General features: G+C 30.1%; 14 protein-coding genes. 4 read left to right on the top strand and 10 right to left on the bottom strand.

Annotated features, from left to right (window positions below; genetic code table 11):
• Positions 1-104: 104 nt before the first annotated feature.
• Positions 105-356, bottom strand: a complete 252-nt coding sequence (locus BUC31_RS05825; RefSeq protein WP_073242094.1) for a hypothetical protein — start codon at positions 354-356, stop codon at positions 105-107.
• Between the two features lie 938 nt (positions 357-1,294).
• Here BUC31_RS05825 and gmd point away from each other — a divergent pair.
• The 3 genes from gmd (at position 1,295) to BUC31_RS05810 (ending at position 5,016) form a co-directional block, all read left to right on the top strand.
• Entirely contained in the window at positions 1,295-2,407 is a 1,113-nt protein-coding gene (gene gmd, locus BUC31_RS05820; protein WP_073242091.1) for a GDP-mannose 4,6-dehydratase, read from the top strand.
• Positions 2,408-2,454: 47 nt separating this feature from the next.
• Positions 2,455-3,546, top strand: coding sequence for a GDP-L-fucose synthase family protein (locus BUC31_RS05815; protein WP_073242089.1), 1,092 nt, complete (start codon positions 2,455-2,457; stop codon positions 3,544-3,546).
• Between the two features lie 123 nt (positions 3,547-3,669).
• Positions 3,670-5,016 (top strand): undecaprenyl-phosphate glucose phosphotransferase, encoded by a 1,347-nt coding sequence (locus BUC31_RS05810; RefSeq protein WP_073242087.1) that lies wholly within the window; start codon positions 3,670-3,672, stop codon positions 5,014-5,016.
• Here BUC31_RS05810 and BUC31_RS05805 read toward each other — a convergent pair whose 3' ends face one another.
• A complete protein-coding gene (locus BUC31_RS05805) occupies positions 5,017-5,886 on the bottom strand; it encodes a DUF808 domain-containing protein (RefSeq protein WP_073242085.1) in 870 nt (289 codons plus the stop codon).
• A 139-nt stretch (positions 5,887-6,025) separates the two neighbouring features.
• Here BUC31_RS05805 and BUC31_RS05800 point away from each other — a divergent pair, with 139 nt between their 5' ends.
• Positions 6,026-7,012, top strand: a complete 987-nt coding sequence (locus BUC31_RS05800; RefSeq protein WP_073242083.1) for a Gfo/Idh/MocA family protein — start codon at positions 6,026-6,028, stop codon at positions 7,010-7,012.
• Positions 7,013-7,029: 17 nt separating this feature from the next.
• Here the strand turns inward: BUC31_RS05800 and BUC31_RS05795 are convergent, their stop codons facing one another.
• The 8 genes from BUC31_RS05795 to BUC31_RS05760 all read right to left on the bottom strand — a co-directional run bounded on the left by BUC31_RS05795 (position 7,030) and on the right by BUC31_RS05760 (position 16,885).
• On the bottom strand, positions 7,030-9,381 hold the full coding sequence (locus BUC31_RS05795; RefSeq protein ID WP_073242081.1) for a GumC family protein: 2,352 nt from the start codon (positions 9,379-9,381) through the stop codon (positions 7,030-7,032).
• 160 nt (positions 9,382-9,541) lie between these two features.
• A complete protein-coding gene (locus BUC31_RS05790; protein ID WP_073242078.1) occupies positions 9,542-10,663 on the bottom strand; it encodes a glycosyltransferase family 4 protein in 1,122 nt (373 codons plus the stop codon).
• 25 nt (positions 10,664-10,688) lie between these two features.
• The gene (locus BUC31_RS05785) at positions 10,689-11,189 is read right to left on the bottom strand and encodes a serine O-acetyltransferase (protein WP_073242076.1); all 501 of its coding nucleotides are present in this window, start codon (positions 11,187-11,189) and stop codon (positions 10,689-10,691) included.
• 11 nt (positions 11,190-11,200) lie between these two features.
• Positions 11,201-12,109, bottom strand: a complete 909-nt coding sequence (locus tag BUC31_RS05780; protein ID WP_073242074.1) for a glycosyltransferase family protein — start codon at positions 12,107-12,109, stop codon at positions 11,201-11,203.
• Positions 12,110-12,184: 75 nt separating this feature from the next.
• The gene (locus BUC31_RS05775) at positions 12,185-13,393 is read right to left on the bottom strand and encodes an O-antigen ligase family protein (RefSeq protein WP_073242071.1); all 1,209 of its coding nucleotides are present in this window, start codon (positions 13,391-13,393) and stop codon (positions 12,185-12,187) included.
• 21 nt (positions 13,394-13,414) lie between these two features.
• Positions 13,415-14,584 carry a glycosyltransferase gene (locus BUC31_RS05770; RefSeq protein ID WP_073242069.1) on the bottom strand — a complete coding sequence of 390 codons (1,170 nt, stop codon included), beginning with the start codon at positions 14,582-14,584 and terminating at the stop codon, positions 13,415-13,417.
• Entirely contained in the window at positions 14,585-15,163 is a 579-nt protein-coding gene (locus BUC31_RS05765) for an acyltransferase (RefSeq protein WP_073242067.1), read from the bottom strand.
• Positions 15,164-15,520: 357 nt separating this feature from the next.
• Positions 15,521-16,885: a lipopolysaccharide biosynthesis protein gene (locus BUC31_RS05760; protein WP_170861930.1), complete on the bottom strand. Its 1,365-nt coding sequence runs from the start codon at positions 16,883-16,885 to the stop codon at positions 15,521-15,523.
• Positions 16,886-17,044 lie beyond the last annotated feature (159 nt).

Raw genomic sequence — 17,044 nt, 5'->3', positions numbered from 1 at the left:
TTACTAAAATTCATTATTACACTTTATATTAAATACCAATTGAGCACTTTTTGTTTAAAATAGAAAACACTTTCATAAAGAAAACATTCTCATTTTCTAATTGCCTAAACTTTCAACAACCTTTCGGTCATAATTTTGGCGTACAAAATTTGATTTTGCTCAATGGAATTGAATGCATTTTTAACTTTTGCACTCTTTGATTTTTTACGAACCAATACATTATCGGTTTCGTTACTCTTCGCACTTTTCTTTAACCTAAAATAAGGCTTAAGGTGCATGTAGCAATCTTCAAGAGAAACTAACTTTTTCTTCTGATAAGAAGATGTTAGTTTCCCGTTTAAAATGTTAGATATCATCGTATGGTGGTTTAAGTTGATAAAATAACGGGGAAAAACAATAAAAATTTCAAATCAAAATTCAAATCTATTTCTAATACATTAGAGATATCTGTTAAATTTTGATGAAATAAACTTAAGCTAAATATTAATAACTGCACCGCTTTTGTATGAATTTTACTAAAATTTAACAAAATTTAATACAAATTGCTAATTATAGAATGGTCCTTTAGGTAAGTTTAATCCTATTGAAACAAGCACTGTAATAAGCAAGCTGCAACTACATTTCTACTTGTATAACGTTAATTAATTTTAACATCAATACTCCACTGACTTAGTCACAAAGTAAAATATAACAATTACCACAAAGTCAAGTAGGACAAAGGTTACAATACAATTACATATCATCTTTGCACAACTACAATCGATGACTTTAAAAGACTTCTGATTATTAAAAATAACAACGAATAATTTAATGAATCATCAAAAAAGAAATCCCACACTTATTAAGATTTCATCACATTCATCGCACATTACCATTATATAGTGCATTGAAAACACAGTTTATCGAATATATCAATAGTTGGCCTAAGGTTTGATTTTTTTGAGCGATAATACTCAAATAATATTCTAAATTTGCCTCACAACCATTAACCACAGTTAGTACTGCTATTAATATCTATACTGACTTCTAAAGACTTAAATTATTATAATCTAGGTTGTGGTAAAACATAATTATACTTTTAAAAACTAGTTATAATAACTTTACAAAATGATTCCCTATACTTATTTAAACCTTTTAAATTATTTATCAGTAAAACAAAATACTTATTATAGTGGATTGTTTGGCGGAAACATTAATTCAAATATATTTTAAATAGTACAATTATCTAACTTTTAAATAAAGCTTTTAGATAATTAAGAAACAATAAAACATTATAAATCCATTTTACAATAGTATGAAAGTAGCATTAATCACTGGAGTCACAGGTCAAGACGGCGCTTATTTAAGCGAATTTTTATTAAAAAAAGGATATCAAGTACACGGTCTAAAAAGAAGAGCGTCTATGTTTAATACAGACAGAATTGATCATCTTTATCAAGACCCACATATTGAGAATAGAAATTTTGTACTTCACTATGGTGATATGACAGACAGTACTAATCTTATTAGATTAATACAAGAAATTCAACCAGATGAGATTTACAACTTAGCGGCAATGAGCCACGTGCAGGTTTCATTTGAAGTTCCAGAATATACTGGTAATGCAGATGGTTTAGGTACACTAAGAATTTTAGATGCCGTACGTTTATTAGGTCTTGAGAAAAAGACACGTATTTACCAAGCATCCACTTCAGAATTATACGGAAAAGTACAAGAAGTACCACAATCAGAGACTACTCCTTTTTACCCACGTAGCCCGTATGCAGTTGCAAAAATGTATGCATTTTGGATTACTGTAAACTATAGAGAAGCTTACAATATGTTTGCTTGCAATGGTATTCTTTTCAACCATGAATCGCCAATTAGAGGAGAAACTTTTGTGACTAGAAAAATAACAAGAGCAGCTGCAAGAATTGGTTTAGGCTTACAAGACAAAATTTACCTAGGTAACTTAGATGCGCAAAGAGATTGGGGTCATGCTAAAGATTATGTGCGCATGATGTGGATGATTCTTCAAGCTGAAGAGGCAGAAGACTGGGTTATTGCAACTGGCAAAACTACTCCTGTTCGTGAATTCGTAAGAATGGCATTTGCAGAAATGGGTATTGAACTAGAATTTAAAGGAGAAGGTGTTGAAGAGAAAGGATATATTAAATCATGTTCTAATCCGGATATTCAAGTAGAAATCGGTAAAGAAGTTCTTGCGGTTGATCCTAAATATTTTAGACCAACAGAGGTTGAACTATTAATTGGTGATGCGACAAAAGCAAATACTAAATTAGGCTGGATTCCTGAATATGACTTACAAGGTTTGGTAAAAGACATGATGACACATGATTTAAAATTGATGCAAAAAGATCAATATTTGAAAAAAGGTGGTTATGTAACGTATAATTATTTTGAATAAATAATTATAAACTATCAATTCTTCTAATAGTAGGTAAATAGTGCCAAATGTTAAATAAAGAAGCTAAAATATATATCGCAGGTCATCGTGGTCTTGTGGGTAGTGCAATAGTTAAGAATCTTGAGAGTAGAGGGTATACTAATTTAGTTTACCGAACTCACAAAGAGTTAGATTTGACTAACCCCACAGATGTCGCAACCTTTTTTGAGGTTGAAAAACCCTCTTATGTTATTCTTGCAGCTGCCAAAGTTGGTGGTATAGTTGCGAATAACACGTATAGAGCAGATTTCATTTATGAGAATCTTATGATTCAAAATAATGTCATACATCAAAGTCATATTCATGGAGTGCAAAAATTACTCTTTTTAGGTAGTACCTGTATTTATCCTAAAAATTGTCCTCAACCAATGAAAGAGGACTATTTATTGACAGATACGCTAGAGTATACAAACGAACCCTATGCCATTGCTAAAATAGCAGGTATAAAAATGTGCGAAAGTTACAATTTACAGTACGGCACCAATTTTATTTCTGTAATGCCCACCAATTTGTACGGACCTAATGATAATTTCGATTTAGAAAAGTCGCATGTATTACCGGCATTAATTAGAAAAATGCACTTAGGTAAGGCGCTAGAAAATAATGATTGGAATACAATTGCTAAAGATTTAAATGCATTGCCTATTGAAGGTGTGAATGGAAATTCATCTGAAAATGACATACTTGCTGTTTTAGATAAGTATGGTATTAAACGAAAAAATGACACTATTTACTTAGAAATATGGGGTTCAGGTAAACCAATGCGAGAGTTTCTATGGAGCGAAGACATGGCAGATGCATGTGTTTTCTTAATGGAGCAGCGAGATTTCAAAGACTGTTATTCACAAGACACCAAAGAAGTTCGTAATACGCACATCAACATAGGTACTGGTGTAGATATTACCATAAAAGATTTAGCTGAACTAATACAGCAGAAAATCAATTTTAAAGGTGAACTGTATTTTAATACCGAAAAACCAGATGGTACATTAAAAAAACTAACAGACCCCTCAAAATTACATGACCTTGGATGGAAGCACACCGTTTCATTATCACAAGGAATAGAACAAGTATATTCTTGGTATACCGCTAAGAATTAATTGTTTATTTACCTACAGATTTCTATCGAACTCAGATTTAACGTTGACCGGCAGCTGTAAAGCTATCGGTCAACATTAATAACCTATCATTAGCTCTTTAACCAACCATTACTAAAAGCTTAAATGAAGAAATCGAATTTTATTATACCATTATCATTTGTGGTGCATATACTGTTAATTAACTTAACACTATACGCATACATACCAGATACCTATTTTAATGGCTCTAGCATACTTTATTACAATCTTACATGGCTAATTACCACGTATAGCTTAAACTTCTACCCAACGGCTAGAAGAGATGGTTTTATGACCAATTTTAAAACTTTCGTTGTACTATTTGTCATCTATGGCTTGGTCTATTTTACCTCTTTTGTGTTCTTAGGCATGAATTCGTATACACCTATTTATTTATCATTGGTGTATGTGCAAATTTGTTTTCTATTAACGTTGTTCAGGGTATTATTCTATTGGGCTAAAAAATTATATAGAACCAAAGGGTTTAATAGCACTAGAGTTGTTGTCATCGGAAAAGACAAGAACCTACAAAAATTAAGACGTATTTTCGATAATCCAGAATACGGCTATCGGTATATGGGCTATTTTGATAATGTAAAATCAGATCACCCTACTTGTTTAGGAGATATTGAAAGTTCTTTCAATTATATTTTTGAAAATAATGTTGAAGAAGTGTACTGTATGGCTTCTAAACTATCTAAAGCAGAAATACAGTATGTAATGAAAATTGCCGATAATAGTCTTAAAAGGATAAAGATCATTCCAGATAATAAAGAATTATTCTCTAGCGCTATGTCAATAGAATTATATGGTGCTGTTCCAATTTTAAACTTAAGGGCATCACCGTTAGATTTAGATTATTCCAACATGATCAAACGTATTTTTGATATTCTAATATCAAGCTTTGCTATACTGTTTGTATTGTCATGGTTAACGCCGCTAGTATATATATTAATGAAGATTGATTCTAAAGGTCCTTTGTTTTTTAAACAGCAGCGCCACGGGGTCAATAGAGATGTATTTTGGTGCTACAAATTTAGATCCATGGCCAAGAGTACTACTAGTGATACACAAATGGCTACTAAAAATGATGTCAGAGTTACTAAATTGGGTAAAATCTTAAGGAAAACAAGCATAGACGAATTACCTCAATTTTTTAATGTACTAATGGGCGACATGAGTGTTGTTGGTCCTAGACCACATATGGTGGTACATACCCAAGAGTATGAAAACTCTGTAGATAGATATTTAGTAAGACACTTTATAAAACCAGGCATTACAGGCTTAGCACAAATTCAAGGCTGTAGAGGAGAGATTCTTGATCGTTCCGATATTATTAATAGGGTACGGTATGATATTTTTTATATGGAAAAATGGTCACTTGCCTTAGATGCCAAAATTGTATTCTTAACAATTTACAATGCTATTAAAGGGGAAGCCAAAGCCTATTAATTATTTCTTTTTAAATAGCATCTTAACGCCATTGAAGAGTATCAGTGCTACAAAACCTACAATTAGCCCCACCACAAACTCTACTAGCATACTAGGTACATTCGGAAGAAAATGATGAAAGAAATCAATATTATGGACAAATATTCCGCCCGAAACTAATAGTAAAGCTATAGTTCCTATAACCGACAAAGCCTTAATTACTTTAGGTAGTGCATTAACAAAGAACCTACCTATTTTATCAGAGATACTATTCTCTTCTTCGTTCAGGTTAATTAATCGTGTACCAAACTCATCCATGCGTACAATTAGTGCTACTATGCCGTAAACACCTACAGTAGCTAACAGTGCAACAACAGATACTACTGCAATTTGTGTAACTAAAGGCTCTTTTATCACCGCACCTAGAGCAATAATTACTATTTCAATGGATAGAATAAAATCGGTTACTATGGCAGATTTTACTTTGGTTTTTTCTAGTTCCAGAATCTCTTCTTTAGTCATTGGCTTTGCTTCAGCAGCTATATGGTCATGTTCATGAGGCACAAAGAATTCATGGATTTTTTCAGCACCTTCAAAAGCAAGGTAAATTCCGCCAAGTACTAAAACTACGGTTACCGCCCAGGGTAAAAAAGCACTTAATAAAAAGGCTATGGGTAGAATTATAATTTTATTGAGCAACGAACCTTTGGTAATCGCCCATAATACCGGTAATTCGCGCTGAGAAACAAACCCTGATGCTTTTTCAGCATTTACGGCTAAATCGTCACCTAGAATACCAGCTGTCTTCTTAGTGGCTATTTTACTCATTGCAGCAACATCATCTAAAAGTGCCGCTACATCATCTAAAATTGCAAAAAAACCTGAAGCCATGTATTTCTAATTTTGGTCAAAAATAAATTAACCAATTCATTTATGAGAATTCTATTCGTAAAAAAGATAAATCGCCGGTAATTTGTAATTTTAAAAAGATAAAGAGCAGATAGATTTTAAGAATTTTAAGGACAAAAAGATGGAAGAGATTAATTGGGGAATAATTGGTTGTGGAGATGTAGCCGAAGTAAAGAGCGGACCCGCTTTTCAAAGAGTGGCTAATTCTAATTTACTATCCGTTATGCGTCGAAATGAAGAAAAAGCTAAAGATTTTGCAAAACGGCATAATATTCAACATTGGACTTCTAATCCCAATGATATTCTTAATAATAAAAATATAAATGCAGTATATATTGCCACGCCTCCATCATCACATTTAAAATATGCATTACAAGCATTGAAAGCTGGTAAACATGTATACTTGGAGAAACCAATGGCTTTAAACGCTGATGAAGCCAAACAAATATGCAATGCACTTAAAAACAGTACCAATAAGCTTACCATGGCACACTATCGTCGTAAACTACCTGCTTTTTTAAAAGTAAAAGAACTATTAGAGGCAAATAGCATTGGTGTCATACTACATATTGATCTTCAAGTTTTACAATCTAAAAAGAAACTATTTGTTGCAAATGTTAAAGACAATTGGAGAATTCAACCAGCAGTATCGGGTGGAGGATACTTTTACGATTTAGCACCACACCATATAGATTTAATGATTTATTTCTTTGGACCAATAGATAAAGTTCTCGGATTAACTAAATCAACAACTAGAAATGCAAACGTAGAAGAGATTGTTAATGGAATTATTTCATTTCAAAATGGAATTCAATTTCGTGGTATCTGGAATTTCAATGTAGCAGAAAATAACCAAAAAGATCAGTGCATTATTTATGGCAGTGAAGGAAGCATTGAGTTTTCTTTTTTTGGAAGCGAGCTTATTTTAAAAACCATCAAAGAAGAACAAATATTATCATTCACTAACCCAAAGCACGTTCAAGAACCTATGATACAAGCTACAGTTGATTATTTTCTTGGCAAGGAAGAAAATCCTTGCCAAGCTGAAGATGGGTTACTTGTTATGGATACTATAGGTAAATTAGATAACAGAAAAAGCTTTAATTGAACTTTCGCAAATAAGTCTTACGAACCATAATCATAACCATAACCGTAGGACGAGTCTTTTAATTTCACATCATTTAGAACTAGCACTAAATTTTTAAGCTTTTTAGATTTTTCTATTTCTTCTACCATACCAACAAAACTCTTTTTTGTAACCGACGCCCTTAACATGTACAGTGTTAAATCTGCATATTTATTTAGAACAAATGTATCCGCTAATTGAAGCACTGGAGCTGTATCGACAATAATATAATCAAACTCTTTTTTTAATTCTTGGAACATGCCCCCTAGTTTAGATTTTTTAAGAAGCTCAATCGGATTATTTGGAATAGCTCCTGTATACATAAATTTAAGGTTATTGTGTAAATCTGTATCCCGAATGTAATCTTGCACTATTAAACTGGTATCGTTTAAATAGGTACTCAACCCAATACGAGAATCTGCATTTTTCTGATAACGATGTAATTGTGGATTTCTTAAATCACCTCCAATTACAATTACTTTATTTCCTTCGGAAGCTAAGGTTATTCCTAAATTTACAGATGTAAAAGTCTTACCCTCACCTTTTAAAGAAGAAGTAATAAAAATACACTTAGATGCTCCTTCTGAATTGGTATTTTCTACAAAATGCTGAGCACTGGAAGCCAGAATATTAAAAGACTCTGATAAAACTGTACGTACATTAGGCTCAATAACAGAAGATTGATTGGGTAGAATATGAGGTAATTCACCTAAAATTTGTAAATCCCGTGAAAGCTTTTTTACCTGATCAGTATCCGTGACTTTATTATTTAAAAGAGATATTGAATTTATTACTAAAAATGGAATAAACAGTCCCATTAAAAATGCTACTAATAAAACAATTTTTGAATTAGGGGAAACTGGTTTGGCTAAAGAATAAGCTTGATCCACCAATTTAGCTTTTGGTGCGCTTGCAGCTAACGACAACGAGTTTTCTTCACGTTTTTGTAATAAGAAAAGATATAACGCTTCTTTTATATTCTGCTGGCGCTCAATACCTCTATAAGCTCGTTCTTGAGCTGGAACATTAGAAATTTGTGTAGCTAATACTCCTGATTGCCTATCTAAATTATTTTTCTTAATATTTAAATTATATTGCATTCTACTTAAACTTTCCATCACATTTTCCCTAATTTGATCTATTTGATTATTAAGACCAATTACCATTGGGTTTTGTTCACTTGCGCTTTTTAGTAATCTATTTCTCTCTAAAACATTTGAGTTGAATTCTTGAATTAAACTATTAGTGCCCGAATCTTCTATACCCATATTTGTGGGTAAAAGACTAGATTTATTTCTCTTTAAATGATTAATCAAGGAAGTTGTTAGTTCAAGTTCTGTACTGATTTTCTGTTGTTGATTATTATAGTCACTAACATTTTTAACAATTAACTCAGACTCTGTATCAATATCAGTTAATAAATTAGTTTCTTTAAATTGTTCTTTACCCGTTTCTACCGAATCTAACTCAGAGTTTATAATAGCCAATCGCTCATCAATAAAAAATGCAGTATTTCGTGCTATTAAATCCTTATCTTCAATAGCTTCTTGATTGTACTCAAATATCAATTGATTTAAAATATCTTTTGCCTTGGCCGGAATATAATTAACCAAAGTTAATTCTATCATTGTTGAATTTTCATCTACTAAACCAGCAACCAAACTAGACTCTAGCGATGTTGCAACCTTCGCAATTTCAGAAATGACAACTTCCACACTTTTTAAAGTGTCATCATCATCAATATTGTCAGCTTCGTTTTTATTTAATTCTATAAAAAACTGAACATAATCTAATTCGACTACATCTCCTATTTTATTTATTATAGATTCTTTATCATTATTAAAAACAAGTTCAACCTCATCTTTATTTAAATAATTAATTACAAAGCTATTTTCCTCAAGCTGCACAGCTTTTCTTAACAAATCTTCATCTAAAAGAGCTGTACGAATAATGAATGGGCTATTTTTATAATATTCTTTTTTTACAAATCCGTTAGTACTGAAATATTCTATATTCAGTTCTAAGTTTTTTACGGCATTGTTCATTAACCTTTTAGAACGTAATAAACCTAATTCATTTTCAATACTACTAGTAGATATTCCGCTTAACAGTGATAAATCAGCAAAACCAGTATCTACAGAAGCTCCTTTACCTTTTTCATCTTCTATTATAATCGTAGCTATGGCCATATAGGTAGATTTTTTAAATGTCAAATATATTGTTGCCAAAATCATGGCAACTCCTACACATATAACAAACCAAGACCAATATTTTAAATATCGATCTAAAATTGTCCTAAAATCAGGAGTATCTTGTTCTATAGAATAATAATCATGTTGTTCTTTACTCATCTTATTAATGTAAATTTAATATGCAAAATAATTGCTAATATTTAATTTTAAAGTGTATTACCTAATTTAAATAAATGCAATATTAATTTTTCTAAAAACCAACTACACCAATTAAGGATATAGTTTTAAAATTGCCTTTCTTACTCTATATCTGACATAATTAGTTATTCGCAACAATGTTATTAAGAATAGCACTAAAGTTTTTTTCAAATTCTGAAAGAGTATATAACTCTTCATAACGCATTCTTGCTGCCTTGCCTAAATTTTCTCGTAATATTTTATTTTCACTCATTAACTGTAATTGATTGGTAAGTTCCTCAATGCTTTTCTGTTTAACTAAAATACCGGTTTTTCCGTTTCTTACTAAATCTACGATTCCTCCTTCAGGGGTCGATATAATTGGGAGAGAATATTGCATAGCCTCTAAAAGAACAAGTGGAAAACATTCATTATGATAAAAAGTTGGAAATACAAAAACATCAGAATTTAAAAAATACTGGGCTTTTTCATCCCCATACTTTTTTCCATGTGCAAATACATAATTTGTAAGCTCATACTCTTTGACTACTGTATTAAACTTTATATCACTAATATCTGACCAAGCACCAATAAAATGGCATTCAAAATTTACTTTTTTATCCTTTAATTGGTCAAGAGCTTTAAGTAATACCAGCACACCTTTTTCTTCCATCATGTTAGATAAAAATAAAAACCTGCAAGTATCATTATTATCTACATTTGCCATGTTTGAAGCAGAATCCTCTAATATTTCAGGAATACCATTAGGACAGACTTTAATTCTATCTTTATCTACATATTTTTCAATGTCATATGAAAGAGAAGGTGAAAGTACTATACTATCAGTATTTTTAAAGGTGAAGTTGTATAATAAATTATTTAGTTTATTCGAACTACTTTTTAAAACTCCCTTATTATGAAAATGAAATACAATTTTCTTTCGAAACATTTTTAATAATACAACTATTAAAAAATCTTTATAAAACCCAACTCCTTTAGCAGTTAGTGTCATATAACAAAGATCATAGTCTTTTCTCTTTAAATTAAAAAAAACATTTTTTAAAATCTTTAAGATGGTAATCATTTTACCTAACCCACCTTTACCAATACTTTTTAAACTAAATGAAGCCGTCAAATTGACAAAATCAGCTTCAAAAGTTCTATTTATGAGTTCACTATCTTTTATATATTGCCCTACCATTGCAGCTCCGTTTACAGGAGGTGGAAAGTGAAGTATAAATAACACCTTTGGTTTAATTATCATAATTTTTATTTATAGCGACTTTCTTTTAATCAACAAATTTAATCACTCTTGCAGGGTTACCTGCAACAATACTGTTAGACGGCACATTTTTTACTATGACAGAACCTGCCCCAATGATAACATTATCTCCTATGACTACAGGTCCAATAATACTCACATTACAACCAATATCTACGTTGTTGCCTATTACAGGGCTTTTAGATGGGTTACCATCCATATATATTTTATTACCAATGGTAGTTGAGTTTCTTAAAGTGCAATTAAAGCCTATTATTGTCCCATCATTAACTACTAAGGCTTGACCGTGATATATTTTAAGCCCTTTACCAATTATGGTCTTATAAGGTAATTCTACACCTAAAAACCACTCAACAATTACACGATAAATTATTAAATGAGGAATAAGAATAATAAAAAGTAATCTTGTTTTAATTGCTAGATGTGCAATTCTAAAGCCAACTAGAATAAGGCGGGCTTTAATATTACCTTTATTATAATTCCAATCTTGGAATACTGTTTTAAGCATTGAATTTAGAATTAAAAAAGATTTTTAATCTTGTAGATAATACGGTTCTTAATACTATTTACATCCTTAAATTGTTTTTGTATATCTATATCCAATACAATCTCTTCTGTAAATTTAAAATCAGTTTTACCAGATTTATCTAAGTTAACATCAAAACGACTGTATTTCTGATTTGTATGTGTTGCCTCACTACTAAAACCAATATTCTTGACTTTAGATGTTATCGGAAACACACTCCACAAATCATTCTTAAATTGATGATAATTATAACGAACTGCCCATGAATTAATTTTACCTTGTTGCTGTCTTTTTAACATCCCAAACATATCACTTCCACATTCGTTAAATGCTTTACGTTGCTCTCTATTTTGAGAAAAGGCGTCATAATCTTCTACATTCCAATCAATTCCTTTCCATTTATTTTTCCAAGTTGCCCAACCCCATGAAGACGATCGTTTTGCGAAAAACATATCAAATAAATAATTGTCCGCTTTTTGTTTTTCCACTTTCATATTATACCCACAAATAGATAAAATAGATGGGTTTTTATAATAGTAATCAAGCCCACTATTCATAAATGATAAAAAATTATCACTTACCAATAGATCATCTTCCAAAACAATAACTTTCCCATGCTTCTCCAAAATTGTGGTTACTCCCTCAATAATGGAAGGAGCTAAACCCTTATTCTTTTCAGAAAATTTTAAAATCACATCTTTAAATCCAGAAACTGTTTTTAAAAAATCTCTAACTGCATCCACAGCTATATTATCATTAGCCGTTTTAGCGCCATCAGAATACACATATAGAATACTATTATTCGCTAACTTATTGTTTTGTAAAGCTGCTATAGTCTGCTTTAACTCTTCTAAACGATTATACGTAAAAAGAATAATTGGACTTAAGTTATCATATTCCATAAAAATTCAAATTATAAAAATTAAAATCACTAAATATTAGTTATAAATACTTTTTAAAATAATTGGTCCTTTTCATTAAGTTTCTTCTGGAAGCCTTTTTCTATTATGCTTTTCAGAAATATCAATAGATAGAATGAAAAAACTTAATGCCCAAAAGTCTTGAGAACTACTTAGAGATGAACTAAACATACCAAAAGTACATAGTTGAACAAATATTACAACTATCCAACCAGATTGATGCCCATCTCGAAGTAAGTTGTAGGATTTATAAAGTGATAATAACAGCATAATTAAAAAAGGTATACCACCAAATAGCCCGCACGTCAAAAAAGCCTCTAATATATAGTTATGTGGATAGCCACCCTTACCAATACCTGAGGGAATTAAATATGAATCTCCAAAGTAAAGAGAATCATTAATTAAAGATAGAGTATTAGCGTAAATTTTATCTCGCCCACTTGACTCACCCGACTCTAATGCCGATAGTATTCTTGCTGGCAAACTACTGCCCATAGAATCTGCTATTTCAATTAAAAAATCAGACATAAACCATAAAAAAAGTAATAGTGAAACAGATAATATAAGACCTTTAGAAAAACCAGATTTAGCAAAAAGAAAAAATAAAACTACCACAAATAACACAACAATAGGTGATCTTGATCCTGCTTTCATAATTGACAAAAGACCTAAAAACACACCTAATACCCATAATATTTTATACCAAATATTTTTAGTTTTTGTTAAACTATATATAGACACTAGACTCATTGCACAGCCCAATTGACCGTAATTAATAGTATTAAAACTTGAGTTTGCATCCATTCTACCAACCCAAGGTAAAGGGCTAGGTACTGCTAAAAAAAAAGCGACAAAAAGGCCTAAAGCGAGTGTAAGTGCAAAAAAATTAAATGATTTTTGACCAGAAAACATTGGATCATATCTAAAGGAAAATGATACTAATATTGCAATTGCGAATGCAGCTAAATCTACTGTAGTACCGTATCCATTCCTATTATTTTCTAATAAAACATCAATGAAGATGTTAATAAAAAAAATAATTATTACAAAAAAGAATAATTTCTCAGAAGAGTTTAAATGATAAATTTTCTTCTTGTAGTTAAAAACTACCCAAAAGGCACTTGCACATCTTAAAGCCCAAAAGCCATATTTAACTATACCGTTTTCTATTCCTAACAAATCCGGAACAAATGTAAAAACCAATAAAACACTCCAGAAATTAACAGAAAAATGATACTTACTTTTGTATTGATTTAAATAATTCATAAAACAATAATCAGATGATTTTTATTTGATTTGAAGTAAAACCTTACAAAATTTATTTGGGTTATGTTCTGCCACAAAATCATCTGCCATACTTGTAGCAGGCTTATCTTTTAAAAAAAAAGAGATTTTTTCTGCTATTGAATCAGCATCAGGTTTTTCTAAAAGAATACCTAAATTATACTTATTAACTAATTCTTGAATTAATCCCGCACCCGTTGCTATAACTGTTTTTCGAGAAGCTGCAGCATGCCCTAGAATTCCACTAGAAAATTCAGCATTTTTATAAGGCAATAAAACTGCATCACAATTATCAAATAAACTTTTCATCATTTCGCGAGTTACAAATTGATTATCCCATATTATCTGTACTTCTGTTTTATTTTGGACCAATCTCATTTTAGCATGATATTTTTTTTCATCTTCCAAAAAGCTTGCCTTTCCGACTAATACAATTGCTATACTTCTTTGAACATCTTCATCTAAACAAAAAGTTGATTCAATAACCTCATTAGTACCTTTTCTATCACCTAAAGAGCCAATATGTAAAAAAATCTTTCTTCCAGGTGATATGTTATAATATTTGTTAATATTGAAACTCTCTAATGGTTTTAAAACGGGTATTGGATCGGGTAATATTTGAAAACAATTTGTGTTGAATTCTTTATTCATAAAGTCTACTGTCCTATCATCATTTAGTACAAATACATTTTTTATTTGCTTATTTGCTACGGCCCATTTAATGATAAAATAACGCTTATAATATTCCATTTTTTCATTTAGAGTTTTCTTCGGTAAGCGGAAAAACTGAAGAAATAAAATGCTACTAATAGTAAATGCTGGCTTTTTTAAAAGAACACCATATTTTATAGAATGAAAATCTAATGAAATCACATGGTCTATGTCCAAGATTTTTGCATAGTGATTCATTATTTTAAATTGAGCTAGAGAATTTTTAATTTTTTTTACGGATACAACCCCCCTTAATTCTTCTTTTGAAATTGGTACAAAATTAATCTTATTATTTTCTCTAGACTTATCTTTAATTCTAGGAAATCTTTCAAGTAATTCTGGATGTATTACAAAATAATAAATATCATTTATTAGAACTTGAGATTCTAAATAATTTACAAGATGTTCAATATACTCTGAATGATGACCTGTAATTGCTATGTCAAAAATTAATTTCCTCAACTATTTTGTATTTTCTTTAATAAATCTTGCTGGATTTCCACCCCAAGTTTGTCTCTCAGGAATTGATTTCACTACAACACTTCCTGCTGCTATAATAGCTTGCCTACCAATTTTAACTCCTTTGGTTATAATAGAATTAGCTCCTATAAACACATCATCCTCAATAACTATAGGTGAACTTTTAGAGTTTATCCCGTCAGTAGATATATCTCTCCTTAATTGATAATCTAATGAATGCATATCAGAATCAAAAACTATAACATTAGCTCCCAATTTTACATTATCACCAATTATTATTTCTTCCTTACTCCAAATTGAAACACAACTCATACCTACATTATCTCCGATTATTATTTTAGCACCTAGGTCCACTCTCAAAGTTGATTTTAAATTTCTTCCAAGGGCATTAGTCATAATACCGCTAATCATATTAAAATGATTCCCAACCTTCAATTCACCCATTACAAGTAATTGAATAGGTCCCATTACCATTAAATGTTTACCATGAGATATTCCCTTTTTTTTAAAAAGAATTTTATTTCTAAAAATAAAATATTTTATCAAAAATTTTTTCAACATCAACTTTAATTTAGACAAAAACCTATTGAACTATAAAACCTACGTATTAATTTTATTACTACCAATTCATCAATATATTTACTTGCTTATCCAAGCCTAAGGAAAGGTGTTTTATTGATAATAAACCAAAATATAATAAAACAATAAAAATATTTCTAATGCTTTACTGCAAACAAAAGCTAGATTACTCCATTTGACTTCTAAGTAATTCTAAAATTAACTGAAATAACATTTATATTATGACGCAAAAATAATAAAAACTAGATGATAGACCTTTTTTCAAAATATCCTTGAATTCTAACACCATGAGAGCAATTGAATTTTACAAAAATTATTTTATGACACAACGATTTACATTTATTTATTCCAAATACCTTTAGCCTTTCCATTAATAATTTTAAAATATTGAATTGGTGACAAAATGGATTGTAATAACAAGGAAAAACATGTTGCTAAAACAACACCTGATAACCCTAACTGAAGTATTTTTGAAAAAAAAATACTCAAGGGAATATTAATTATCATACTAAATATCCCTAAGTACAATTGTAATTTAATTTTACCTACACCATTAATAAAGTTAACATAAATCATATTAAAGGTCATTAACATCGCAAAAATAGCCATAGAAAAAGATAAGTTAAATTCAACGTTGACTTTGTCTCCTACCCAAAAATTATAAAACCAATTAGAGAGTGCCAACATTACTAATAAACATATTGGTACTGCAAACCACAGTATTTGTAATCTTTTTATAGAATTTTTAATCCAAAGAAAATCATTATTAGTATATGCCTCAGTTATTGAAGACCAATAAGGAGTCACTATTATCGTAAACAACATGACCATAATAGAAAAATACTTGAATGCTACATTATAAGGAACAACATCTGCCGCTGTAAACAATTTTGCTATAATAAAATTATCTGTAGAAAAAAGTATTAATGTTGAAATTTGAATAACAAAAAAATTAAGTCCAACACCCGTTATATCTTTTAAATATTTTCGTTTCCAAAGACTTAACACAGGCTTAAAGTGCCTGTATTCCCCTTTAAAACCTATTAAATTCAGCACTAATAGAACAAGAAATGGAAGTATAGACAAAATACACCCATAAATTAATAATGAACTTTCCGTAGTTTTTATAAGAATCCAAACAGCTAACAATGAAAATACTCTTGTAAAGAATTCAATTTTTATATTAATAGAATGATGTTGATCTGCTATGTATATTGAAACGATTAATTTACTAACTAACTGAAAACCAAAGAAAGTAAAAATAATAGGTAATAAAATATTTAAGGAATCATTTAATGAGTCATTTGCATTAAATACTTGAGCCCAGTTTATATATTTATTTAGAATAAAAAATATGAAAACCAAAATTAAACTCACAATACCTATAGTAAAATAAGCACAACTTACATACGCCTTTGCTAAATCATATTCCTTATTAGCTTTTGCTTCTGCAAATTTATTTTGAAGCCCTTTGCCTAAGCCTACATCTAAAAAAGTAAACCAGCTTATAAAAGAACTTAAAGTAAGCCAAATTCCATAGTTTTCATTATTTAAATAGGTTATTGTAAGTGGAACAAGGAGAAAGCTTATTAAAACACTACCTGCTTTAAATAAAGAAGACCATCCAATATGTTTAATAATATTTTTAGTACGATCAGAACTAGAATTTATTTTATTTAAAAAAAAATTTATCAACTTTCTCAATATAAATCAACTATTAATTATTAATACAAATATCAGCACTATTTTTTGGAATGCAATTTCTTTATAAATTTTAGTGTAAGGTTTATATAAAACTTGTAAGCCGATATTCAGTATAACGATTAAATAAAACTATCTGTATTCTGTAACTCAACTAAAATT

This window comes from Maribacter aquivivus (assembly GCF_900142175.1).
In the GTDB taxonomy this organism is placed as follows: Bacteria; Bacteroidota; Bacteroidia; order Flavobacteriales; family Flavobacteriaceae; genus Maribacter; species Maribacter aquivivus.
The sequence above is the reverse complement of the archived record's forward strand: the minus strand, read 5'-3'. Positions and strand labels throughout refer to the sequence as shown.